19 protein-coding genes, 3 pseudogenes and 1 riboswitch are annotated in these 23,694 nt (G+C 71.1%); of the genes and pseudogenes, 13 read left to right on the top strand and 9 right to left on the bottom strand.

Annotated features, from left to right (window positions below; genetic code table 11):
- The first annotated feature begins 152 nt into the window (after window positions 1-152).
- Window positions 153-722, top strand: a complete 570-nt coding sequence (locus ACIQ7D_RS35275; protein ID WP_403944960.1) for a MerR family transcriptional regulator — start codon at window positions 153-155, stop codon at window positions 720-722.
- 81 nt (window positions 723-803) lie between these two features.
- Complete coding sequence (locus tag ACIQ7D_RS35270) at window positions 804-2,360, top strand: DNA polymerase IV (protein WP_403944958.1); 1,557 nt, start codon at window positions 804-806, stop codon at window positions 2,358-2,360.
- Here ACIQ7D_RS35270 and ACIQ7D_RS35265 read toward each other — a convergent pair.
- Window positions 2,255-2,653: a PRC-barrel domain-containing protein gene (locus ACIQ7D_RS35265; protein WP_403944956.1), complete on the bottom strand. Its 399-nt coding sequence runs from the start codon at window positions 2,651-2,653 to the stop codon at window positions 2,255-2,257. The two genes, ACIQ7D_RS35270 and ACIQ7D_RS35265, sit on opposite strands and share 106 nt — an antisense overlap.
- Before the next feature lie 113 nt (window positions 2,654-2,766).
- Window positions 2,767-2,864: riboswitch (glycine riboswitch) on the top strand.
- A gap of 184 nt (window positions 2,865-3,048) precedes the next feature.
- Here ACIQ7D_RS35265 and gcvP point away from each other — a divergent pair.
- Entirely contained in the window at window positions 3,049-5,934 is a 2,886-nt protein-coding gene (gene gcvP, locus ACIQ7D_RS35260) for an aminomethyl-transferring glycine dehydrogenase (RefSeq protein WP_403944954.1), read from the top strand.
- 171 nt (window positions 5,935-6,105) lie between these two features.
- Here gcvP and ACIQ7D_RS35255 read toward each other — a convergent pair whose 3' ends face one another.
- Window positions 6,106-6,312: a DUF5999 family protein gene (locus ACIQ7D_RS35255; RefSeq protein WP_365818822.1), complete on the bottom strand. Its 207-nt coding sequence runs from the start codon at window positions 6,310-6,312 to the stop codon at window positions 6,106-6,108.
- A 290-nt stretch (window positions 6,313-6,602) separates the two neighbouring features.
- Entirely contained in the window at window positions 6,603-7,250 is a 648-nt protein-coding gene (locus ACIQ7D_RS35250; RefSeq protein ID WP_403944951.1) for a hypothetical protein, read from the bottom strand.
- 527 nt (window positions 7,251-7,777) lie between these two features.
- Here ACIQ7D_RS35250 and ACIQ7D_RS35245 point away from each other — a divergent pair.
- Window positions 7,778-9,346 (top strand): glutamate--cysteine ligase, encoded by a 1,569-nt coding sequence (locus ACIQ7D_RS35245; protein WP_403944948.1) that lies wholly within the window; start codon window positions 7,778-7,780, stop codon window positions 9,344-9,346.
- A gap of 169 nt (window positions 9,347-9,515) precedes the next feature.
- Here ACIQ7D_RS35245 and ACIQ7D_RS35240 read toward each other — a convergent pair whose 3' ends face one another.
- Window positions 9,516-11,369 (bottom strand): substrate-binding domain-containing protein, encoded by a 1,854-nt coding sequence (locus ACIQ7D_RS35240; protein WP_403944946.1) that lies wholly within the window; start codon window positions 11,367-11,369, stop codon window positions 9,516-9,518.
- A gap of 187 nt (window positions 11,370-11,556) precedes the next feature.
- Here ACIQ7D_RS35240 and ACIQ7D_RS35235 point away from each other — a divergent pair, with 187 nt between their 5' ends.
- Window positions 11,557-12,357: a CPBP family intramembrane glutamic endopeptidase gene (locus ACIQ7D_RS35235; protein ID WP_403944972.1), complete on the top strand. Its 801-nt coding sequence runs from the start codon at window positions 11,557-11,559 to the stop codon at window positions 12,355-12,357.
- A gap of 103 nt (window positions 12,358-12,460) precedes the next feature.
- On the opposite strand, the gene ACIQ7D_RS35230 is transcribed toward ACIQ7D_RS35235, so the two are convergent.
- A complete protein-coding gene (locus ACIQ7D_RS35230; protein WP_403944944.1) occupies window positions 12,461-13,282 on the bottom strand; it encodes a PhzF family phenazine biosynthesis protein in 822 nt (273 codons plus the stop codon).
- Window positions 13,283-13,375: 93 nt separating this feature from the next.
- Entirely contained in the window at window positions 13,376-13,861 is a 486-nt protein-coding gene (locus tag ACIQ7D_RS35225) for a MarR family winged helix-turn-helix transcriptional regulator (protein ID WP_403944941.1), read from the bottom strand.
- A 63-nt stretch (window positions 13,862-13,924) separates the two neighbouring features.
- On the opposite strand from ACIQ7D_RS35225, the gene ACIQ7D_RS35220 reads away from it, so the two are divergent.
- Both ACIQ7D_RS35220 and ACIQ7D_RS35215 read left to right on the top strand, forming a co-directional pair.
- A complete protein-coding gene (locus tag ACIQ7D_RS35220; protein WP_403944939.1) occupies window positions 13,925-14,305 on the top strand; it encodes a 4-oxalocrotonate tautomerase family protein in 381 nt (126 codons plus the stop codon).
- 29 nt (window positions 14,306-14,334) lie between these two features.
- A pseudogene (locus ACIQ7D_RS35215) lies at window positions 14,335-14,649 on the top strand (hypothetical protein); the annotation flags it as partial.
- 491 nt (window positions 14,650-15,140) lie between these two features.
- On the opposite strand, the gene ACIQ7D_RS35210 reads toward ACIQ7D_RS35215, so the two are convergent.
- Window positions 15,141-15,704 carry a DinB family protein gene (locus ACIQ7D_RS35210; RefSeq protein WP_403944937.1) on the bottom strand — a complete coding sequence of 188 codons (564 nt, stop codon included), beginning with the start codon at window positions 15,702-15,704 and terminating at the stop codon, window positions 15,141-15,143.
- 354 nt (window positions 15,705-16,058) lie between these two features.
- A pseudogene (locus tag ACIQ7D_RS35205) lies at window positions 16,059-16,235 on the bottom strand (IS5/IS1182 family transposase); the annotation flags it as partial.
- A gap of 286 nt (window positions 16,236-16,521) precedes the next feature.
- On the opposite strand from ACIQ7D_RS35205, the gene ACIQ7D_RS35200 reads away from it, so the two are divergent.
- The 6 genes and pseudogenes from ACIQ7D_RS35200 to ACIQ7D_RS35175 all read left to right on the top strand — a co-directional run.
- Window positions 16,522-17,472 (top strand): hypothetical protein, encoded by a 951-nt coding sequence (locus tag ACIQ7D_RS35200; protein WP_403944935.1) that lies wholly within the window; start codon window positions 16,522-16,524, stop codon window positions 17,470-17,472.
- 20 nt (window positions 17,473-17,492) lie between these two features.
- Window positions 17,493-18,965, top strand: coding sequence for a flavin-containing monooxygenase (locus ACIQ7D_RS35195; protein WP_403944933.1), 1,473 nt, complete (start codon window positions 17,493-17,495; stop codon window positions 18,963-18,965).
- A 741-nt stretch (window positions 18,966-19,706) separates the two neighbouring features.
- Window positions 19,707-20,315 (top strand): PadR family transcriptional regulator, encoded by a 609-nt coding sequence (locus ACIQ7D_RS35190; protein WP_384926140.1) that lies wholly within the window; start codon window positions 19,707-19,709, stop codon window positions 20,313-20,315.
- A gap of 211 nt (window positions 20,316-20,526) precedes the next feature.
- A complete protein-coding gene (locus tag ACIQ7D_RS35185) occupies window positions 20,527-21,096 on the top strand; it encodes a Clp protease N-terminal domain-containing protein (protein WP_403944931.1) in 570 nt (189 codons plus the stop codon).
- Between the two features lie 200 nt (window positions 21,097-21,296).
- The gene (locus ACIQ7D_RS35180) at window positions 21,297-22,331 is read left to right on the top strand and encodes an EamA family transporter (protein ID WP_403944929.1); all 1,035 of its coding nucleotides are present in this window, start codon (window positions 21,297-21,299) and stop codon (window positions 22,329-22,331) included.
- 171 nt (window positions 22,332-22,502) lie between these two features.
- Window positions 22,503-22,955 (top strand): annotated as a pseudogene (locus ACIQ7D_RS35175) (EamA family transporter); the annotation flags it as partial.
- On the opposite strand, the gene ACIQ7D_RS35170 reads toward ACIQ7D_RS35175, so the two are convergent.
- Window positions 22,937-23,668 (bottom strand): pyridoxamine 5'-phosphate oxidase family protein, encoded by a 732-nt coding sequence (locus ACIQ7D_RS35170; RefSeq protein ID WP_403944927.1) that lies wholly within the window; start codon window positions 23,666-23,668, stop codon window positions 22,937-22,939. The pseudogene ACIQ7D_RS35175 and the gene ACIQ7D_RS35170 sit on opposite strands and share 19 nt — an antisense overlap.
- Between the last annotated feature and the right edge of the window lie 26 nt (window positions 23,669-23,694).

The raw sequence follows: 23,694 nt of genomic DNA, 5'->3' as shown, positions 1-23,694 counted from the left end.
CGTCAGGACATTCGGTGAGCCTTTCCCCGAAATGGGACACGGGAAACCACTCTCAGGGTGATTATCACTCGGCGTGGCGAGTGTGGCGATCGTTGACGCACCCCGGGTGACTGCCTACCTTCGACAGGGCAGGTCAAGGACGGAGGGTCGGCGTGAGAAGCAGCGGCGACGGTACGGCGGCGGGCGGTCCGTATCCGCTTCACAGCAGCGCGCCCGACCTCGGAGCGGAGACGGTCGGATACCGGGGCCCCACCGCCTGCGCGGCGGCGGGCATCACCTACCGCCAGTTGGACTACTGGGCGCGTACGGGGCTGGTCGAGCCGAGCGTGCGGCCCGCGTACGGGTCGGGCACGCAGCGGCTCTACAGCTTCCGGGACGTGGTCGTCCTCAAGATCGTGAAGCGGTTCCTGGACACCGGGGTCGGGCTCCAGAACATCCGGGCGGCGGTCCAGCACCTGCGGGACCGCGGCTTCCGTGACCTGGACCGGATGACGCTGATGAGCGACGGCGCCACGGTCCACGAGTGCTCCTCGCCCGACGAGGTGGTCAGCCTGCTCCAGGGCGGCCAGGGGGTATTCGGGATCGCGGTGGGCGTGGTGTGGCGGGATGTCGAGGCCGCGCTCTCCCAGCTCCACGGGGAGCGGATCGACACCGGCGAGACGCTGGTCGGGAACAACCCCGCCGACGAACTGGCGCGGCGGCGCCGCGACCGGGCCGTCTGACCGGGCCCTTTCCGCCCGGCCGGCCCCGCGGGCGGCTGCGTTCCGGGCCGATTGTCAGTGGCGTGAGGCAGCATCAGTGGTGTGAGAACCGCTCCGACCGTCCTGCACCTGGACATGGATGCCTTCTTCGCCGCGGCAGAGCAGGCGGCGAAGCCGAGTCTGCGCGGAAAACCGGTGGTCGTGGGCGGTCTGGGCCCGCGCGGAGTGGTCTCGACGGCGTCGTACGAGGCGCGGCGGTTCGGGGTGCACTCCGCGATGCCGATGGCCCAGGCGAGACGCCTCGCGCCGAACGCGGCGTATCTCATCCCGCGCTTCACGCTCTACCGCGCGGTCAGCGAGCAGGTGATGGAACTGCTGCGCGGGCTCTCCCCGCTGGTGGAGCCGCTCAGCCTGGACGAGGCGTTCGTGGACCTGGAGGCGGGCGGCTCGGCCCATGACACGGCCTCGGCGCTGGCCGCGGGGGAGCGGCTGCGCCGGGACATCAGGGAGCTGACCGGGCTCAGCGGCTCGGTGGGGCTCGCCGGCTCCAAGATGCTCGCGAAGATCGGCTCCGAGCAGGCCAAACCGGACGGGCTGGTCGTGATAGAGCCCGGTACGGAGCGCGAACTGCTGGGGCCCATGACCGTACGGACCCTGCCCGGGGTGGGGCCCACGACGGGCGAGCATCTGCGCCGGGCCGGTATGACGACGGTCTCCGACCTGGCCGAGGCGGGCGAGGACGAGCTGGTCCGGCTGCTGGGCAGGGCGCACGGCGCCTCGCTGTACCGGATGGCGCGGGGGCGCGACGAGCGGCCGGTGGTGTCCGAGCGCGAGGCCAAGTCCGTGTCGGTCGAGGACACCTTCGACACCGACCTGCACGACCGGGTACGGGTGCGTACGGAGGTGGACCGGCTGGCGGAGCGGTGCGTGCGGCGGCTGCGGGCGTCCGGGCACTCCGGGCGGACCGTGGTCCTCAAGGTGCGCAGGTACGACTTCTCCACGCTGACCCGCTCGGAGACGCTCAGAGGGCCCACGGACGACCTGGGAGTGGTGCGGGAGGCCGCGGGGCGCCTTCTGGAGTCCGTGGACACCACGGGCGGCGTACGGCTGCTCGGGGTGGGGGTGACGGGGCTCGCCGACTTCACGCAGGAGGATCTCTTCGCCCAGGCCGCCGCCCGCGAGCGGGAGGCGGCGGAGGACGCCTCCCGCTCGCGGGCGGCGGGGCCGGAGGACGTTGCGGCACAGGACGGTGCGGGGGAGGGAGCGGAGGCAGCGGCGCCGGCCGTCGGAGCGGGGGCGCCGCCCGCGTCCGGGCAGTTCGGGGCCCCCGGGGCTTCCGAGCCCTCCGAGGAGCGCCGGTTCCCGGCCGGGCACGATGTGCGCCATGCCGAGTTCGGCCCCGGCTGGGTGCAGGGCAGCGGGCTGCGGAGAGTCACCGTACGGTTCGAGGAGCCCGGGTCCGCACCGGGGTGGGTGCGGACGTTCTGGGCCGACGATCCCGATCTGGAACTCTCCGAGCCGCTGCCCCTGGTGCGCGGGACGGGCGAGCCGCGTCAGTCGTCCTGGCCCGCCAGCCGCCCGAAGTTCCGCTCGGAGTCCCGGTCCGAGCGGGCCGCGGGCCCCTCCGGCGGGTCCGGGGACGGGAGGGCGAGGCCGTAGTGGTGGTAGAGCTGAAGCTCCTGCTCGGGGGAGAGGTGGCGGCCGACACCGAAATCGGGGGCGTCCTTGATCAGGGCACGCTCGAACGGCACCCGCAGCCCCTCCGCCACCAGGGTGCTGGGGGCGAGGGGGACGAACGCGTCACGGCTGAAGAGCCCGGTGCGGACGGCGGCCCATTCGGGGGTACCGGTGGCATCGTCGAGATAGACCTCGTCGACCGTGCCGAGCTTGCGCCCCTCACGGTCGTACGCCTTGCGTCCTATCAGGCTGCGCGGATCGATATCGGTCTCCACGGTCCCTCCAGCGGGTCGCAACTGCTCGTCACCCCTACAAAAGTGCAGAAACAGGGTGACGGCCACTCGAAAGTTGTCCGGAAGATCCCGCTGGTAGGCTGGCAAGCGGCTGCTGACCCCGTGCGGGAGAGTTCTCCGGTGAGCCCACCGGAGGCGCCGAAGGAGCAAATCCTCCCCGGAATCTCTCAGGCCCCCGTACCGCGCGGACGAGGTCACTCTGGAAAGCAGGGCGGACGCCGGACCGTACGGCATCCGCTCTCACCGACGGTGAAAGCCGGACCGCCGTACGGCGGACCGGTGAAGCTCTCAGGTCGAGATGACAGAGGGGGAGGCCGTTTTGGGCACCCGCGCCTTGGTGCCCCCGCAGGTCGTGGCAGACCAGGAGGCCTCCGTACATGAACGCCCACCGCACCCCGCTCGCCCACCTTGAGCGAGGCATCCCCTTCGAGCAGCGCCATATCGGCCCCGACGCGGGGGCGCAGGCGAAGATGCTCGCGCAGGTCGGCTACGGCTCGCTCGACGAGCTGACCGCCGCCGCGGTGCCCGACGCGATCAAGAGCGCGGAGGCGCTGAACCTCCCGGACGCCCGCACCGAGGCCGAGGTCCTGGCGGAGCTGCGCTCGCTCGCCGACCGCAACCAGGTGCTGGCGCCGATGATCGGGCTGGGCTACTACGGCACGTTCACCCCGCCGGTGATCCTGCGCAACGTGATGGAGAACCCGGCCTGGTACACCGCGTACACGCCTTACCAGCCCGAGATCTCCCAGGGGCGGCTGGAGGCCCTGCTCAACTTCCAGACCGTCGTGGCCGAGCTGACGGGGCTGCCGACTTCCGGAGCCTCCCTCCTGGACGAGTCCACGGCCGCCGCGGAGGCCATGGCGCTCTCCCGGCGCGTCGGCAAGGTCAAGGGCGGTGTCTTCCTGGTCGACGCCGACACCCTGCCGCAGACGATCGCCGTGATCCGCACCCGCGCCGAGCCGACCGGTGTCGAGGTCGTCGTCGCCGACCTCGGCGAGGGCATCCCCGCCGAGGCAGCCGAGCGCGGCGTCTTCGGGGTGCTGCTCCCGTACCCGGGCGCCTCCGGCGCCGTACGGGACCTCGGGCCCGTGATCGAGCGGGCGCACGAGCTGGGCGCGGTCGTCACCGTCGCCGCCGATCTGCTCGCGCTGACGCTCCTCACCCCGCCCGGCGAGCTGGGCGCCGACATCGCCGTCGGCACGACCCAGCGCTTCGGCGTCCCCATGGGCTTCGGCGGACCGCACGCCGGCTACATGGCCGTACGGGAGAAGTTCGCGCGCAGCCTGCCCGGGCGCCTCGTCGGGGTCTCCGTCGACGCCGACGGCCACAAGGCGTACCGGCTCGCGCTCCAGACCCGCGAGCAGCACATCCGCCGCGAGAAGGCCACCAGCAACATCTGCACCGCGCAGGTGCTCCTCGCCGTCATGGCCGGGATGTACGCGGTCTACCACGGCCCGGACGGGCTGCGCTCCATCGCGCGGCGCACCCACCGGTACGCGGCGGTGCTCGCCGCGGGGCTGCGCGCCGGCGGTGTCGGGACCGTGCACAGTGACTACTTCGACACCCTCACCGTCCGCGTCCCGGGACGGGCCGCGGAGATCGTCGCCGCCGCGCGCGAGGGCGGGGTCAACCTCCGCCAGGTCGACGCCGACCATGTCTCCATGGCCTGCGACGAGACCACCGGCCGCGCACAGCTCGCCGCCGTGTGGACGGCGTTCGGTGTCCAGGGCGACATCGACGCGCTGGACGCGGCCACCGACGACGCGCTGCCCGGCGCGCTGCTGCGCACCGGCGACTTCCTGACACACCCCGTCTTCCACGAGCACCGCTCCGAGACGGCGATGCTGCGCTATCTGCGCCGGCTCGCCGACCGCGACTACGCGCTGGACCGCGGCATGATCCCGCTCGGCTCCTGCACGATGAAGCTGAACGCGACCACCGAGATGGAGCCGGTCACCTGGCCCGAGTTCGGCGCGCTGCACCCCTTCGCGCCGGCCGAGCAGGCGCAGGGCTATCTGACGCTGATCCGCGAGCTGGAGGAGCGGCTCGCCGAGGTCACCGGGTACGACGCGGTCTCCCTCCAGCCCAACGCCGGATCGCAGGGCGAACTGGCCGGGCTGCTCGCCGTACGGGCGTACCACCGGGCCAACGGCGAGACGGGGCGCACCGTCTGCCTCATCCCGTCGTCCGCGCACGGCACGAACGCGGCGAGCGCGGTCATGGCCGGGATGCGGGTCGTCGTCGTCAAGACCCGCGAGGACGGTGACGTCGACGTCGAGGACCTGCACGCCAAGATCGAGCAGTACGGTGCGGAGCTGGCCGTCCTGATGGTCACCTACCCGTCCACGCACGGGGTGTTCGAGGAGCACATCGGCGACATCTGCGCGGCGGTGCACGACGCGGGCGGCCAGGTGTACGTCGACGGCGCCAACCTGAACGCGCTGGTCGGGCTGGCGAAGCCCGGCCGGTTCGGCTCCGACGTCTCGCACCTCAACCTGCACAAGACCTTCTGCATCCCGCACGGCGGTGGCGGTCCCGGTGTCGGTCCCGTCGGCGTACGGGCACACCTCGCCCCGTACCTGCCCAACCACCCGCTCCAGCCGGCCGCCGGGCCCGGGACGGGCGTCGGGCCGATCTCCGCGGCGCCGTGGGGCTCGGCGGGCATACTGCCGATCTCCTGGGCGTACGTCCGGCTGATGGGCGGCGAGGGACTGAAGCGCGCGACGCAGGTCGCCGTGCTCGCCGCCAACTACATCGCCAAGCGCCTGGAGCCGCACTACCCCGTGCTCTACACCGGTCCGAACGGGCTGGTGGCGCACGAGTGCATCGTGGATCTGCGGCCGCTGTCCAAAGCCACGGGTGTCAGCGTCGACGACATCGCGAAGCGTCTGATCGACTACGGCTTCCACGCGCCGACGATGTCGTTCCCCGTGGCGGGCACGCTGATGATCGAGCCCACCGAGAGCGAGGATCTGAACGAGATCGACCGCTTCTGCGAGGCGATGATCGCGATCCGTGGGGAGATCGAGCGAGTCGCGTCGGGTGAGTGGCCCGCGGACGACAACCCGCTGTGCCACGCCCCGCACACGGCCGCCGCGCTGGGCGGGGCGTGGGAGCACGCCTACAGCCGCGCGGAGGCGGTCTTCCCGGCCGGTGTGTCGGCGGCGGACAAGTACTGGCCGCCGGTCCGCCGTATCGACGGCGCGTTCGGCGACCGTAATCTGGTCTGCTCGTGCCCGCCGGTGGACGCGTACGACAACTGACGTACGGCAACTGACGTACGAGGCGTACACGGCGGGTCGCGGCGTACGGAAGGTTCGTGGACATGCGTGGGGGCCGGTGCGGAGTGCGTCTCCGGCCGGCCCCTGTTCTTCCGTTCTTCCGGTGTCGGCCGCGCGCCTCGTGGGCGGTGGACACCGGGTGGTGGCCCGGGTTCAGGCCGCCGTGGCCACCTGCTCCGTGCGCAGCGGCCGGTGCGGAGCGATGATCTGCCCGTCGGGCAGCAGCTCACCGGTGTCCTCGAAGAGCAGAACGCCGTTGCACAGCAGGCTCCAGCCCTGCTCCGGGTGGTGCGCGATCAGCCGTGCGGCGTCGCGGTCGGCGGAGTCGGCTGTCGGGCAGGCGGGCTGGTGCTGGCACATGGGTGGATTCTTTCGCTGGGTCGTCGTGAGTGTCCTGCGGCGCGATGTGGTCATGGCGCCCCCCGTATCTGTCTGGTCCAGTCCTAGTGTTGCCCCACGGACGGTGGATCCGCAGGTATTTCACGGCAGCGCTTCCTTCTGCTTAAGGACGTGACACCGGGCCGGACGGTTCAGCCCCACCGCGCTCTCTTTTCGGGTGGTTCGCAGTGGCCTGAGTTGACTATGCCGCATGGTCGGCGCTGTGCCCCGCGGCCGACGGGGGCCGCGGGGCACGGATGACCGGAGCGCGTTCAGGCCGGGGTGCGGAGCAGCGGCGAGGCCGGAGCGAGCGGAGGAGCTGAGGGGAGCGGAGGGGCCGGTGTGAGCCGCAGCCCGATCACCGGCAGCAACTCGGCGAACCGGTGCGGGCGGTGCGCGGCGATGCCCGGCGGCGCGGGCGCCAGCGGCACGAGGATGTCGGCCGGGGCGGGCGCGCCCGTGCCGGGGTCGGCCTCGGTGTCGCCGTGCAGCCAGAGGGTGAGCATGTACAGCTCGGGTACGGAGAGCAGCCGGGCCTGGTAGGGCGTCGTCAGGCTCTCGGCCTGGCGCAGCGCACGCTCCGTGGAGGGCAGGTACGGGCCCTCGAAGAAGCGCGAGAAGGTCCAGCCGTCCGCGGTGAGCACGGTGTCGGCGGCGGCCACGGTGCGCTCGCCGCTGCGGACCAGGAAGCGCCAGCCGGTCAGTCTGGTCCGCGGCGCTCCGGCGCCCGGTGTGGTGGTGCGGTCCTCCTGGTTGACGTGGTCGAGTACGTGTACGGGGAGCGGGAGTTCGGGGCTCAGCGGTCCCTGGACGGACTGCAGAGCGGGGGTGCGTCCATCGCGCACGGCGGTGGGGGAACCGAGTGCCGCGAGAACGCTGCGCAGGGCGGGCGCCGGGGCCGGGGGTACATGCAGCGGCATGGTGGGTTGCCTCTCATTCAGGAGACAGGGTGACGCGTGAAATGGAGCGTGGGCGGGTGCGGACATCGCTGTCGGCGGGCGGGGTCAGAGGTGGGCCACCGGGTCGTGTACGACCGGGCGCCGACTCTCTGCCTCGTGGGCAGAGTTTATACGACGCGTGTTCACGCCATGTTTCCGCTAGCTGTACCGGGTATTGCGGGCAAGGCACTATTAAGTCCATCTCCCACGCGTTTTCTGTTGATAAATAGCGAAGGGATGGTGTCTGGCCTGGGATGATTCGCCGGATGGGGTCGGCTGAAAATGGTCGGCGATTTCGGAGGGTGTTCGGAAAGTGGAAACGAAAATCCACTCCCCACCCTGTCGCCGACCATGCCGAAGGAATGTGCCGGACGCATCGGGGGCCGGACTCGCCACCCTACCGGGCGTCGGCCCTGAGCGGGACGTTACGGATCACTCTGTGTGGGCATTATCGATCGTGACGCGAGCGGCCCCAGCCGCCGGAAGCCCAGTCGAGGAGGGACACTTCGATGGGGGAGAAGGTCGAAGCGGGCGGTTCCGACCTGTCCGATCGGCAGAAATACCGCAGGAAGCTCCAACAGTGCCTCAGGGTGCTGGAGCGACTACTGGCGGAGGAGAGGTTCGACCGGCCCAAGAATCTGATGGGCCTGGAGATCGAGCTGAATCTGGCGGGCTCCGACGGGATGCCCCGCATGATGAATACGGAGGTACTGAAGCGCATCGCGAGCGGCGATTTCCAGACCGAACTCGGAATGTTCAACATGGAAGTGAACGTCGCTCCGCACCGGCTGGGCGGGCGCGTACTCGACCAGCTCGCCGAGGAACTGCGCACGGGCCTCGGATATGCCCATCGCAAAGCGAGTGAGGTCGACGCGGGGATCGTGATGATCGGAATTCTTCCGACCCTCACCCAGCACGATGTGGTCTCCGCGAACCTTTCCGACGTGGAGCGCTACACACTCCTCAACGACCAGATGGTGGCGGCCCGCGGCGAGGATTTCACCCTCGACATCGAGGGCGTGGAACGGCTCACGTGCACCTCGGCCTCCATCACCCCGGAAGCCGCCTGCACCTCCGTACAACTGCACCTCCAGGTCACCCCCGACCGGTTCTCCGATGTGTGGAACGCGGCCCAGGCGGTGGCGTCCGTACAGGTGGCACTCGGTGCCAACGCGCCCTTCCTGTTCGGCCGGGAGCTGTGGCGCGAGTCCAGACCGCCGCTCTTCGAACAGGCCACCGACACCCGGCCGCCGGAGCTGAAGGCCCAGGGCGTACGTCCCAGGACCTGGTTCGGGGAGCGCTGGATCAGCTCCGCCTACGACCTCTTCGAGGAGAACCTGCGTTACTTCCCCCCGCTGCTGCCGATCTGCGACGACGAGGACCCCATGCGGGTCCTGGACGCGGGAGGGATGCCCGACCTCCAGGAGCTGGCGCTGCACAACGGCACGGTCTACCGCTGGAACCGGCCGGTGTACGAGGTCGCCGACGGCGCCCCGCATCTGCGGGTGGAGAACCGGGTGCTGCCTGCCGGGCCCACCGTCACCGATGTCATCGCGAACGTGGCGTTCTACTACGGGCTCGTGCGGGCGCTCGCCGAGGACGCGCGGCCGGTGTGGCGCAGGCTGCCCTTCGAGGACGCCGCCCGGAACTTCGAGGAGGCGTGCCGGCACGGCATCGACGCGGAGCTGCGCTGGCCGCGCCCGGGTCGTACCGGCGGGATGACGACCGTACCGGCGGTGAAGCTCGTACGGGACGAACTGCTGCCGCTCGCCGCGGCCGGGCTCGACGCCTGGCAGGTCGCGCCGGTGGACCGGGACTTCTACCTCGGGGTGATCGAGGAGCGGTGCAAGCGGCGGGTGAACGGCGCCTCCTGGCAGGTGGAGACCTTCCACCGGGCGCTGGAGGCGGGGCTGGAGCGGGACGCGGCGCTCGCGGCGACAACCCGCCGCTACTGCGAGCTGATGCACCGGGGCGAGCCGGTGCACACCTGGCCGACGGGGTTCCCGGCGCCGCCGGAGGCGGGACGGTCCGGCCCCGGCGGCTCCGACGCGGGGCCGTTCGCCACCGGGACGGGGTGACCTGCCGGGGCGCGATGCCCCGGCCGGCGCTCCGGTGGGCGCGTCGGCCGGCGCTCCTGCCGGCGTTTCGACGGGGCCGGAGTCCCACGGGGGAGTCGGGCCCGCGCCCGCCCCGTGCGACGGAGGCCGGTCCGGGCCGGTCAGAGGCGCGCCGCGGTGTGCCGGCCGGTCAGGGGCGCGCCGCGGTGGTCCCGGCGGTGGCGTCCGCCGCGGACTTGCTCGCCGACAGCATGATCGCCCGCAGGATCACGGACTGGATGTCCGCCGGGTCGCTCACCTCGTACGCCGCGCCGCCGGTGGCCCGCGCGATCGCGTCGATCTCCTTCCGGTCCGCGTCGGGCCCCACCGCGACCCCGATCAGCGGCACCGGCCGCGCGGGGTCCGCGAGCTTCTTCAGCCGCTTGACCAGCTCGCCGCGCGCGATGCTGTCCTCGTCCTTGTTGGTGCCGTCCGTGAGGATGATGAGCGCGTTCAACTTGCCGGGCACATAGCTCGCCTGCGCCTCCTTGTAGGCGGCCAGCGCCGTGTCGTACAACCCGGTGTCACCGCCCGGGACGGGCTTCAGCGCGGTGAAGGCGTCGGACAGCCGCTCGCGGTGGGTGCCGCCGCCCCGCGCGGGCTCACCGAGCCGGGCCGTCCCCTCCAGCTTGCGGTAGTCCTTGGCGCCGTCCAGGCGGGTGCTGAACTCCCACAGGCCGATCTCGTCCTCGGCGGTGAACTGGGCGAGGGCCCGCAGCAGCGACGCCTTGGTGACATCCATCCGGCTCTGGCCGCCGCGCCCGGGCACGGGCTCCTCCATCGAGCCCGAGGCGTCCACGACCGTCGTCAGCCGGGTGCTGCGCACCGACATCGTCCACAGGACGAGGGCACGCTCCACGGCTTCGGCGGACGGCGGCCGCGCGTCCTCCCCGGTGTACGGCTGGGGCGAGCGGCCTCCGGCGGTACGGAGCACTTCGGCGTGGACGGGGGTGTTCGCGACCCGGAAACCGTGCTCCGCCAGCGTGCGGTACGAGGCGTCCTCGCTGAGCAGCACCATGAACCGCATGGCGGCGCGGCTCTCGTCCGTGCTCAGCTCGGTCTGGTTGACCAGGCTGTACGGATAGTCGAGCGCGGGCGCGCCGTCGGTCGGGTAGAAGAGTTCGAGCCGTGCGGCGTCGCCGGTCCCGGAGTTGTGGCGGAACGCGGCCTGCTCGGAGAGGAGCACCGCCTCGTTGCGCCGGGTGTCGGCGAGCCCGGCGCCCGCCTCGTCCCGGGCGAGGCTCTCCAGCACCCGGGTGTCCGACTCCGAGGCCCGCTGGGTGAGCAGCCTGGCGACGGCGGCGGCCCGGGTGCCACCGGCGGCCTCCTGCCCCCCGGACTTCTTCGCCCCGTCGCCCCGCCGCTCGGACTCCTGCCGTTCCGACTCCGCGATGCTGCTGAGCGCGAGCAGCCCGGTGGCGCTGCGCGACGGGTCGGCGGAGCCCAGCCGCAGGGTGTCGGCGTTGCCGGCCGCGGCGGCGAGCGAGGCCCAGGTGTAGGTCTTCGCCGGCCAGCCCAGCGCCCGCGCCGACTCCGGCAGCGCGGCCAGCGCCACCGGGGAGAGGGCCACATTTCCCGCCGGGGTCAGTGAGACGCCGTCCCCGACGCTCTTGGCGCGGTCCACCCAGAGGTCCGAGTCCGGAACCCAGATCTGGTAGTCGGGCGTACCGGAACCGGTGGCGAGCGCGTTCGCGACCTCGGCGTTCTCGCGCGCGGTGACCCGGATGTCGATACAGCGGCCGTCGGAGGTGACATGGTCGCGCCGGGCGCGGTCGGCGACGGCGCGCAGAGCGGGGGCGATGTCCGGCGAGGCGACGAGATCCAGCCGTACCGGCGTGTTCTCGCAGGAGGTCTCCGAGGAGAGCAGACCGCTGCCCGCCGCGATCCCCGTCCCCGCGGCCACCGACACCACGACCGCGGCGGCGATCGTGACGGTGCGGCGGCGGGGCGGCCAGGCCCTGCGCACGCGCGCCGATCGTGCGTCGGGCAAGCTGTGACGTCCCATGGCGGTGGCGCCCCTCCTTCGTGAAGGGTGAACAAGGGCTGGGAGAGTGGACGGGCCCGGAGGTCCAGGGCCCGGACGCCGAAGGGCGCCGGTCTCCCGGCCTGTCGCGAGCGATCTTCGTATCTGCATTCGAGACCCTAGCGGCACCGTGAGAGGCATGAGGCGCGAATACTCAACTGGAGGCTGTGTGCAGGCGGAGGCGGGGCGGGTGGACGGCTCTTACCCCCAGGAGGCCATCTCACCGAGGACGTTGCGGACGGAGACGGTGCTCGTGCTGGCGCTCTCGCTCGGTGCGAGCGGGGTCTCGGCGCTCATCAGTTTCATCGGCTCGCTGACCAGGCCAGGGTCGCTGAGCGACCAGGCGGCCCGGCTCAACGCGTCGGCGGCGCCGGGCCGTCCGTGGCTCGACCTCGCCTGGCAGCTCTTCGGGATCACCACCGCGCTGGTGCCGGTCGCTCTGGTCGCGCACCTTCTGCTGAGGGAGGGCAGCGGGCTGCGGGACATCGGCTTCGACGGCCGCAGGCCCTGGCCCGACCTGGGGCGCGGCACGCTGGTGGCGGCCGGGATCGGCTCCGCGGGGCTGGCGTTCTACCTCGCGATGCAGGAGGCCGGGTTCAATCTGACGGTGCAGCCGGAGTCGCTGCCCTCGGTGTGGTGGAAGTTCCCGGTGCTGATCCTCTCGGCGGTGCAGAACTCCGTACTGGAGGAGGTCATCGTCGTCGGGTATCTGCTGCGCAGGCTCGGACAGCTCGGCTGGACGCCGATGGGCGCGCTGGTGGCGAGTTCGGTACTGCGCGGTTCGTACCACCTGTACCAGGGGATCGGCGGCTTCATCGGCAACATGGTGATGGGCGTGGTGTTCGTCCTGCTCTACCGGCGGTGGGGACGGGTCGGCCCGCTGGTCGCCGCCCACGCGCTGCTCGACATCGGGGCGTTCGTCGGGTACGCGTTGCTGGCCGGGAATGTCTCCTGGCTGCCGACGGTGTGACGCGGAGGAGTGGCGGGTGAGGGGCGTACGGGGTGCTCCGTACGCCCCTCGGTAGGGTCGGGGCGCACTGGTGCGGCCGGTACCGCTGGTGCGGGATCCCGGGTCACGGCGTGCTGTGCAGCTCGCCGTCGATGACCGTCACGGCCCGCCCGGTGAGCAGCGTCCGGTCGCCTCGCAGGGAGGTACGGACGAGCCCGGTGCGGGCGGAGACCTGGAGCCCGGTCAGCTCCGTACGGCCCAGCCGCGCCGACCAGAACGGGGCGAGCGTGGTGTGTGCGCTGCCGGTCACCGGGTCCTCGTCGATCCCGACGTTGGGGAAGAAGCCCCGCGAGACGAAGTCGTAGCCACGGCCCGGGTCCTCGGCGGCGGCGGTCACGACGACGCCCCGCCCGGAGACCGCCTTGAGCGCCGCGAAGTCCGGCGCGAGGTTCCGTACGATCGCCTCGTCGGCCAGCTCCACCAGCAGATCTCCGATGTGCTCCGAGGTGTCGTGCACGGAGAGCGGCTCTGCGCCCAGCGCGGCCGGGACGCCGTCCGGAACGGTGACGGGGGTCAGCGGCGAGGTCGGGAAGTCCAGGGTGAGGGACCCGTCCTCGTGCGCGGCGGCCCCGAGGATCCCGGGCCGGGCGGCGAAGCGCAGCGCACCGCTCGCGCACCCCGTGCTGTGCAGCACATGGGCGGTGGCCAGGGTGGCATGGCCGCACATGTCCACCTCGGTGACGGGGGTGAACCAGCGCAGCGCCCAGTCGGCCGCGCCGCCGGGCGGCAGAGGATGGGCGAAGGCGGTCTCCGAGAGGTTCACCTCGGCCGCGACCTGCTGGAGCCAGGCGGCGTCGGGGAAACCGTCCGATTCGAGGAGCAGCACCCCGGCGGGGTTGCCGGTGAAGGGGCGATCGGTGAAGGCGTCGACGATTCGAATACGCATGGGGCGAGCGTACGAGCCGTGCCGGGCGGGGGCGGGGGCCGCAGGCCGGCGCGGGCTGGTGTCCAGGGCGGCCTCTTCTGGCCGCGGACCAGATCATCGAAGACGGGACGGATGCTGGTCGCCCGCCTGCTCCAAGGCGGTCTCGTAGGAGTGCAGGGCGGTGATGACTGTGGCGCGTTCCGCGGGATCGAGACCGCGCATGACGTATTCCCAGGCAGAGGCGCTGCCAGAGAGCCATTCGCCGATCGGTGCGGCGTAGGCGGGGGCGATGGCGACGATGCGGCGGCGGCGGTCGGCGGGATCGGCAGTGCGCTGCAGGACGCCCGGCCGTGACAGCTCGCTGACCATGAGGCTGACAGTCGTCGGGGCCACCTCCAGCCGAGCGGCTAGCTCGTTGATGCTGGTGGGGCCGTCGTACTCCAGGTGGGCCAGCAATGCGAGGTGTCGCGGTGCCAGGTCCAGACCCTGGAGCGTCGGAGGTATGGGCAGGCGCTTGGCGCGGCCCACGAGCCGTGGCATGAGCAACAGCAGGGTGCGGACGGCCTCATTGACGGCTGGACCGTCCGATTCCGTGGACATCGGCGACCTCTCCAGGTACCTTTAAAAGCAAAGGCTTTGTATTCAAAGGGAACGAGGTCCACTATGCCGCATCTGACCGTCCACCTTCCAGAGAGCAGGCTGACCGGGAACGAAACCATGCTCGTCGCCGCACTGACCGACGCTGTCGTCGACGTCTATGGCGAATGGGCCCGCGACCTCGTAAGCGTCCGCCTGACCGGAGTCCCCGCAGGCCGTTTCGCGCAGGGCGGCAAGGCCGTGGACACAAATGCCTCGGTGATCTTGGGCGTCCGCGCCGGCGTCTTCGACCGCCCCGACGCCGCCCAGATCACCGCGCGCCTCGGTACTGCGCTCACGGACGCGATCACGCGCGTCGTCGGAGATGACCTCCGCGCCGGCACCACGGTCGAACTCGTGGCGTCGCCGCCGGAACGTACCTTCGTCGGCGGCGCCCTCACCGCGTGACGCCCCCGTCCGGGTCACCTCACGACCCGGCCTGCCGGGCCGCGGGCTGGGACTTCGAGTGGGCTGGCCGGCCCGAGCCGGTGTTCATGGCGAACGTCCGCTGGCTGTCCCGGTATCGGCGGGCCCGCTGCGCTCGGCCGGTACCGGTGGCGGACCGGCTGCTGGAGGTCTTCCGCGAACCGATGGGGCTCTGGGACGGCGCCGGGCTGGTCGGAGACCGTCTGCACGTCCTGCCGGTGCTGTTCCATCTGCTGTGGTCCGGCGCCTTGAAGGCGGACCTGCCTTCCGGACCAGAGACCGACTCATCACCGGCCTGTCTGATCTGCGAAGTCCCCTGCCGCTGAACGCTGCCGAGAGCGGGCGCCGCACCTGTTCTCAACGCTGCCGACAAGCGGCATATCGCTGGCGGACGACACCACCGCGTCCAACTCGCCCATCGGCCCAACCCCGGAACCCGACACCGACACCCCTGGGGGACATGCGAAGTCTGCGGGCACCCGCTGCCTCCCGGGCGCGGACAGTCACAACGCCGCACGCGTTCAGCCCGATGCCGTCAGCGGGCCTACCGGTCATCCGGAGAGCAACGTGCGGCGGCAACCCCAAGCCCCGTCCCGTTGCCGGGAGCTGTGGCTCCACCCGACCCGCAACGAATCCCGTGAATCACCGCGCTGCCCAGTTTGTTCAGGCCCTATGCCAGAAGGGAGCCGCAGGGCACAGCGCCGGACATGCTCCCAGCGCTGCCGCCAGAAGGCGTATCGGCGACGGAAGATGACGCTGTCCTGTCCCGAAGAAGAACGTAGTAAGTTTCCGAAGCTCGATCGCCGGTTACCGAAAGTCATATTCGGTGCGGTACGGCTCCGTCCTGCCAGCGGTAGAGGTCGCGCAGCAGGGAAATCTCGGCGCCGTGATGGATCAGCTCCCTGTTGACGTGCAGGACCCTGTTCTCCATGGGAAACCGCTCGGGACCCACCGCGGGCGGATTGTCCAGGTCGGCGTCCGAGAGCTTGCGGACACCCGCGTTCCATCTCCCATACATCTCATCGAGCTGTTTCAGCGCCTCGTCAGCGGTCCCCGCGTAGGCGAACGTCTGGGAGTCGACGTCCTGGCCGCCGAAGTACCATCCGACCCGATAGCCCAGACACGAGACGATGATATGCGCCAGCCGCCAGGCAATCGTGGTCACCGGCGCCGGCACCGGGGCAGGGGACGCGGCGTCCATCGTCCACTTCCCCGAACCTGCCGACATCGGTGCGGCCGACGTGCCACGTGGGCGGATGCTCCAGCAGCCGCCCACCGGCTCCCAGAAGTACTCCTCGTCGGTAAGGCCGTCCAGCCGCGGCCGCAGGTTCTTGCGCCAGTACCAGTCCAACTGCTCCGCGAGCCGCTCGCTTCTTGTCATTTCCGCACACTACAGACCCGTCGAGCAGAGTGATCTTCGCCGTCCGCGGTCATCCTCCACTGTCACAAACCCACAGACAGTCAGCCCTAACTGGCACAGAACTCAGTTGATCGCCCTTCGCTGGCAATCGATCAATGTTCACTGGCACAGGTCATGAGTGTCCTGTCGCACCGTAGGTTGAGCGATCTCATTGAAGTTTGAGCGTCCACAGAGGGCTGATTTTCAGCGACGAGACGGAGCGAGCAGTTCGTCGAGCGCTGCTTCTGGGCCGCCGGTGGCGAGGTTCGCGATGGCTGCCATAGGTGCGACTACTCGGCTCCAGGCATAGAGCCGGTCCCCATCGAGCTGGCACGCGGTCGCCACTTGCGTGCCGTGCCATGTGCTTCGGCGGGCGAAGGCCGGGACGATGCCGCGAGTGCGGACCTGGTCGCGGTAGATGTCGTGGTCGTAGCCGCGATCAGCGAGCAGTGAGTCCGGCTTGTGCCGCAGATGGCCGACCCGTCTGTGGACGGGCGGGATGGCGTCCAGCAGGAACACGGATCAACAGCGAAGTTCCCGGGCCGCATCGCCGCCAGGCGGGGCACGAGCACCGCAGAGTCCGACGGGCCGTAGGACATGTCCCGGAAGCAATATTGCGACACCTTGAGATCGCTCGCTGCGTTCCCGACGCGGGTTGATTACGGTGGTCGGGACTCATCAGCGGGTGGCTGAGGCGGACGTCAGCTTCAGAGAGGGGGAGGGCATCGCCATGCAGATCCTTGATGTGACTTTACGTGACGGCGGGTTTGTCAATGGGTTCGCTTTGGGGGACCAGGACGTGGCGAGAGTGATCGCGCTGCTCGACGCGGCGGGTGTGGACGGCATCGAGATCGGCTACCTCACCGGTCTCCCGGGGGACCACGGGCTCTACAAGGACACCGGGATCTGCTTCGCGTGGACCGCGGAGCGCGTTGCGGAAGCGGCCAGCACCTACACCACTCCGCTGGTGGGGATGCTGCATCCCGCGGCTGCCGGGCCTCTCGACGCCAGGGCCCTGGCCGAGGCCGGGCTGTCGCTGGTACGGGTTCCGGTCACCCCGGGCGGCGACAGGGCATGGCGGGCGGTCACCGACGAACTCCGCTCGGCCGGTCTGCCGTTCACGGTCAACCTCACTCTCGCGTCCTGGGCCGACCCCGAGAGCGTTACCGCCTGCGCCGGGGCTGCCGAGCAGGCAGGGGCCGGGGCCTTCTTTCTGGCCGATACCAACAGCGCCCTGCTGCCCGCGCAGGTCGAGGAGCAGTTCGCCCGGCTGCGCGACACGGTGGGGCTGGCGCTCGGCTTCCATGCCCACGACGGCAAGGGGCTCGCTCTCGCCAACGTTCTTGCGGCCCAGCGCGGCGGGGCGCGGTGGGCCGATTCCTCGCTGGCTGGTCTCGGCCGGGGTGCGGGCAACGCCGCCACTGAGGTCCTGCACGAACTGACCGGACGGGACGCCGAAGCCCGGCACCGCCTGCTGCGTGCGCTTCCCGCCGTGACATCGGCATTCGGGGCGGACGAGAACGTGCGGCTGTGGCACCAGTTGTGCGGGTTTCTCGACCTCTGGCCTCCGGGAATCGACCTCTTCGAGAGCGCCGAGGCGGCGGGTGAGACACCGGACAAGTACGCCCTGCTCGCCGAACGCCTCCTTGGACAGCACATAAGCCTGCCGCAGACGGCCCACGACCTGCGCCGCCTCACCGGACTGGGCACCAGGGCACCTCAGGGGCCGCCCGGCGTATCGGAGGCGTAGTTGTGGGCGGTCGAGGAGGCATGGGGGCGCCGGACGTTGCGTCGGCGGAGGGCGGGAGGCTGCGTGTCTGCGTCGTGGGGGCAGGGCTCAGCGGCCTGGTGGCCGCGAAGACCTTCCATCAGGACGGACACGATGTCACCGTCTACGAGCGCGACGGCGACATCGGTGGCGTGTGGGCACCCCGTCGGGGATATCCGGGGCTCGGTACGCAGACCCCGGGCGGGCAGTACGCTTTCTCGGACTTCCCCTGCGACATGTCCCCCTGGCCCTCGGCCGGGGAGGTGCTGGCGTATCTGCGCGCCTACGCCGGGCACTTCGGTATCACGCCCCTGATCCGTTTCCGGTCGAGAGTGACCGCTGCGGTGCGGCGGGGAGAGACGGGCTGGGCGGTGACGGTCGAAGGCCCGGACGGGCGCCGTACCGGCGAGTTCGACTTCCTCCTGGTGTGCAACGGGACGTTCGACGTCCCGAAACTGCCGAAGCTGCCGGGCAGCGAGCGGTTCGAGGCCGCCGGCGGCGTCGTACGGCATTCCCGCGAGACCGGTGGGCCGGGCCTGTTCCAGGACAAGCGGGTGGTCGTGGTCGGATACGGCAAGTCGGCGGTGGACATCGCCACGTACGCCGCCGGGCACGCGCAGCAGGTGCATCTGGTGGTGAGGCGCCCGATCTGGCAGGTGCCCAAGCGCCTCGGTGGCCTGCTGCCGGTACGCCTGCTGTGCACGTCCCGTTTGTGGGAAAGCTTGATGCCCAGGCGTTCGCCGGGGGCGGGCAGCCCGTGGCGCAGGTTGCTGCCGGTGTGCTGGCGTGGCCTTGAGCGGCTGCTGGAGAAGCAGTTCCGGCTCGTCGAGTGCGGGCTGAAGCCCGAGCACCGTCTTGCCGATCAGCTGTCCTCGGGGCTGCAGGTGGTGCCCGACGGGTTTTTCCCGCACGTCCGTGCCGGACGGATACGGATCGCCCGGGGCAGCGCCGAGTTCCTCGACGAGCAGGGAGTCGTCCTCGCGGACCGCCGCTCGCTCTCCGCGGACCTGGTCGTTCTTGCCACTGGCTACCGGCAGAGCCTTTCCTTTCTGGCCCCGTACGTACGCGAGCGGGTGATCGACCCTGAGGGCCGATACCGGCTCTACCGGGGCCTGCTGAGCCCAGAGGTGCCGGGGCTGGCCTTTGTGGGATACAACGCCAGCCTGTTCACCGCCACCACCTCCGAGGTGGGGGCCCGCTGGCTGGCCGCTTACGCCGGCGGCAGGCTCCGGCTCCCGGGCCGTGACGTGATGAATCGGCGCATCGACACCGAACTGTCGGTGGGCAGGGCCACCCGGCCGCTCACCCGCCGCTTCACCGGAATCGTTGTCGCGCCTTACACGTACGCCTATCTGGACCAATTGCTGGAGGATCTCGGTGCGCCGCAGCGCGTCGGCGTACGGGGGTTCTTCAGGCCCTTCGACCCCGCCACGTACGCGAGTACGAGCACACCACCAGTCCGGTCGCTGACGTGACGGCGGCCTGCCGCCCCCGGGAGGCGCTCGGGAATGAGGAGCGATCAAGCGCAGGTGTCCGGGGCCCCGGGGACGGGCCTCTGCGAAACCTTCGCCCCCGGGGCCGCAACAGCTCTCTCCGCCGTACGCCTGATCAGCCGCTCCGGGTACACCGGGACGAGGCAACCTTGAGGGGGCCCTTGTGGAGGGGGCCGAAGGATCGATGCGCGGGCGCTGGGAGCGGCCTTTGCCGGCACATCGGGGAATTCTGGCTGGAGTTCGACCTGCCACAGAAGATGGAGTTCTTCGTTCCGTCGCCGGACGTCTTCCTGTCTGTGAACGCCGCTCTCGCGCGCTCCGGCGCAGATTTACCCGATGGCTGCACCAGGCGTTCAAACGACTACGCATTCGCTATGAACGACGCGCCGGCCTCCACCAGAGCCCGCTCGAACCGCATGTTCCAGCTGGCACCCAGCGGTCTCCGGCTCAGGGCTTCACTCCTGTAAAACTCCAGGTCAAAGACGGACAGCACCGAATCCGCGTAGACACCTGCGAGCTTCCCCACCACACCCCGCCGCCTCAGTAACATCCGCTACTCAAACTTCCATGAGACGAACCTACCGGTCACCAAGGTTCAGTGAGAACACTCAATCTTCAGTGCGACAGGACAATGAGGACATGACCGGAGGGGGTTTGCCATGCGACAGGTTCCGATATATCGTTGACGCATCGCGACAGATCAACGATGAAGGGAGCGTAGCGATGCGTTCACATGGACATGAGCACGGACCGGGGCCCGGCCACTGCGGGCCCGGTCAGTTCGGCCGGGGTGACTTCGAGGGGCGGCGTGGGGCCTTCGGGCCGTTCGGGCCGCCGTTCGGCGGTCCCTTCGGTGGGGGTGGCCGGGGGCGTGGCGGCGGAGGCCGGGGGAGGGCGCGGCGCGGTGACGTGCGTGCCTCGATCCTGGCGCTGCTCAAGGACCGGCCGATGCACGGTTACGAGATGATCCAGGAGATCGGCGAGCGCAGCGGCGGGGCCTGGCGGCCCAGCCCGGGATCGGTGTACCCGACCCTCCAGTTGCTGGAGGACGAGGGGCTGATCACCAGCCGGAGCGAGGGCGGCAAGAAGCTGTTCACCCTCACCGAGGCGGGCGCCGCCGAGGCCGAATCGGGGCCCGAGGCCCCGTGGGAAGAGGCCGGTCGCGGCATCGACTGGGAGTCGATGAACGAGATACGGCAGGCCGGATTCGGACTGATGGAAGCCTTCGGCCAGGTCTGGAAGACCGGCACTCCCGATCAGCGGGAGAAGGCCCTGGCGGTCATCAACGAATCGCGCAAGAAGCTCTATCTGATCCTCGCCGACGAGGGCTGACCCGCCTCGTGAGGAGAGGGGGAGGCTCCGCGGCCCCGAGCTGCGGGGCCTTTCGCGCGCCCGGGAGCAGGTGGCGGGGAATGCGGGGGAGAACGGGGGGAATCTCATCCCCAAGGAGGAGAACTCGTCCCGATGCGCCCACCTTCCGTCGGACGTGAAGATGCTCCCCTTCGGGGATGCCCCGGGCGCGGGAGGCTGATGGGGTGGGAGAGTGCAGAAGCCTTCACCGCTGGTGCCGGTACAGCCCGCCCCGGAGCGCGCCGGCGTCACGCCGGTCCGCGCCGCTGCCGAGTCCCGGCTCACCGCGGAGCTGGTGTCGGTGCTCTCCGGCGCGCGTCGCAGAGCCCTGCGGGTCGGAGACGCCCAGGTCGACACCGCCCATCTGCTGCACTCCCTGCTGGAGACCGACCCGCGGGTACGGGAGGTGTTCGGCGGCGATCAGCAGGTCGTCCGGGTGCTCGGCTATCTCGTCCAGCGGAGCATCGGCTACGGACTGCGCTGGCAGGCCACGGTGGAGGACTCCGGGTCCGTCCCCGCGGTGCCCGTGCCGCGCGGCGCCGCCGATCGTGCCGTGACCGGCTGGTCCCCGCAGGCGCTCGCCGCCATGGCGGGCGCCCTCGACCGGGCGGCCCGTCGCGGTGAGCCGCGCGTCGGTGGGATCGACTTGCTGGCCGCGCTCCTCGCCGACCGTGACTGCCGCGCCGTCGAGGTGCTGGAGCGGGCCGGGGCCGAGGCCGTAACGCTGGAGCGGCGGCTGGCCCGTCTCACGGGGCTGCTCTGATCCGGACTGCTCGGGGCCGGCCTGTTGTGATCAAGGCTGTTGTGATCAGGGCTGTTGGGATCCGGACCGCTGCTGTCCGGTCCGCTTCTGTCGGTCCGTTGTGCATCGGCTTGCCGCGATCCGGGGCGTCGGCGGGGTCGGTCCGTCTCGACAGGCGTCACGCGGATGACGCTCCTGACGCGACCTGTCATGATGGCGCCATGCACGCGTCTCAGGGGAGAAACGTCGGCCTGGCACTGGCTCTGGGATCGGCGTTCGCATTCGGCGGTTCGGGGGTCGCGGCCAAGCCGTTGATCGAAGCGGGGCTCGACCCGCTCCATGTGGTCTGGCTCCGGGTCGCGGGCGCCGCCCTCGTCATGCTTCCGGTTGCCTGGCGTCACCGCGCGCTGGTGCGCCGCAGGCCCGCGCTGCTCGCCGGGTTCGGGCTGCTGGCCGTGGCGGGCGTGCAGGCCTTCTACTTCGCCGCGCTCTCCCGTATCCCCGTCGGTGTCGCGCTGCTCATCGAATACCTCGCCCCCGCGCTCGTTCTGCTCTGGGTCCGCTTCGTCCAGCGCCGGCCGGTCACCCGCGCCGCCGCGGTGGGGGTCGTTCTCGCCGTGGGTGGTCTGGCCTGTGTGGTGGAGATCTGGGCCGGGTTGAGTTTCGACCCGCTCGGGGTGCTTCTCGCGCTCGGCGCCGCCTGCTGCCAGGTCGGTTACTTCGTCCTGTCCGACCAGGGGGGCGACGCGGAGGACGCCCCCGATCCGATCGGCGTGATCGCGTACGGACTGCTCGTCGGTGCCCTCGTGCTGACCGTGGTGGCCCGCCCGTGGAGCATGGACTTCTCGCTCCTCGCCGGCTCGGCGGACCTCGGCGGTGCGCCGGTCGCGGCCTGGCTGCTGCTGGGCTGGATCGTGCTGATCGCGACCGTACTGGCGTACGTCACCGGAGTGATCTCGGTGCGCAAGCTCTCCCCGCAGGTGGCGGGCGTGGTCGCCTGCCTGGAGGCGGTCATCGCGACCGGGCTGGCCTGGGTGCTGCTGCGGGAGCACCTGTCCGCCCCGCAGATCCTCGGCGGTGCCGTCGTCCTCGTCGGTGCCTTCATCGCGCAGTCCTCGGCGCCCAAGGCGCCGTCGGGGCCGATCGCCGTCGCCGCGGGTGGTACCAGCCGTACGAGCGGTACGGAGGAGGGAACGACCGCGGAACCGGAGTCGGACGATCCGGTGCGGTTGTCGCCCGTACGACCGGCCCCGTAGGGCGTCGCTCACGCATTCGACCGCGCTTCCGCCTCCCGTCGCCCGGCGCGGGCGGCTCCCTCTACGACGAGGACCGGACTCGGCCGGCCCGGGTGTCCTCGCGGCACCGATCTCCCCGAGCGATCCGTCGTTGCCCGCATATCGGAGTCCCTCTCCTTCTGGTGCCGCGTGGGCGGCCTCGCCCGGCTGCTCGGGGTGCTCGCGCCGCGTCGGCGCCGGTCGCCCGCGCCCGCCCCGCGCCGCGGTGAGGGCGCCACCGTGCGCCCGGCCGGGATCGCGTACGCGGTGCTCGCCGCCGCCGGATACGCCGGGATCACCCTGCTCACCCGGTGGCTGGGACGGTTCGGCGGCGCGGGGGATCCGATGGCCACGACCGCCTGGGCGTTCGCCATAGGCGCGGTCCTGCTGCTGCCGCTCGCGGCGGGCGAGGGCCTGCTCCCGCACGGCGCCGAACCGGCCCGGGTGTTCTGGCTGCTGGTGTACGTGGCCGCCGTACCGACCGCGCTCGCGGCGCTGCTCGGCGAACGGCTGACCGCGGCCACGGTGCTGGGCACACTGGCGCTGCTCTCGGCCGTGCTGGGGCTCGCGGTCGCGGAGGCGCGGCCTCAGCGGGCGGAGAGGTAGCCGGGCAGCGCGACGGACGGGTCGAGATCGTCGGCCGGTACGGGGGCGCCGTAGCCGCGTACGACAGGGACGACCCCGGTCCAGTAGGGGAGGGCGAGGTCCTCGGGGTCGTCGTTGGGGCCGCCGGTGCGGACCTTGGCCGATACCTCGTCCAGATCGAGCCGGATCACGGCGGTCGCCGCCAGCTCGCGGGCGTTGGCGGGGCGGGAGTCGGCGGAGCGGCCCGGGACGGCCTGGTCCACGATCGCGTCGAGCGCCGTGCGCCGCTCCTCGGGGTCGGTGACCTGGTGGGCGGTGCCGTGGACGACGACCGACCGGTAGTTGACCGAGTGGTGGAAGGCGGAGCGCGCCAGCACCAGTCCGTCGACATGGGTCACGGTCAGACAGACCGCGAGACCTGCGTCGGGCTCGGTGCCGGCCGTCATCCGCAGCGGACGCGATCCGGTCGAGCCGTGCACGTACAGCCGCTCGCCCACCCGCGCGTAGAGCGTGGGCAGCACGACCGGGGCGCCGTCGCGCACGAACCCGAGGTGGCAGAGGTACGCCTCGTCGAGGATCCCGTGCACCAGCTCGCGGTCGTACGAGGCCCGCTCCCGGGAACGGGTGGGGACGGTGCGGGCCGTGGACCGGTAGGCGGCGGTCCCGGTGGTCTCCGCGACCCCGGCGGGCTCGGTGATCTCGGTGGGTTCTGTGATCCCGGTTGTCTCCGGCATTTGTGTTCTCCATTGCTCTAGTGCAT

Origin of the sequence: Streptomyces sp. NPDC096310, assembly GCF_044763125.1 — a bacterium.
GTDB lineage: Bacteria > Actinomycetota > Actinomycetes > Streptomycetales > Streptomycetaceae > Streptomyces.
This window is presented reverse-complemented; position numbering and strand designations above follow the sequence as displayed.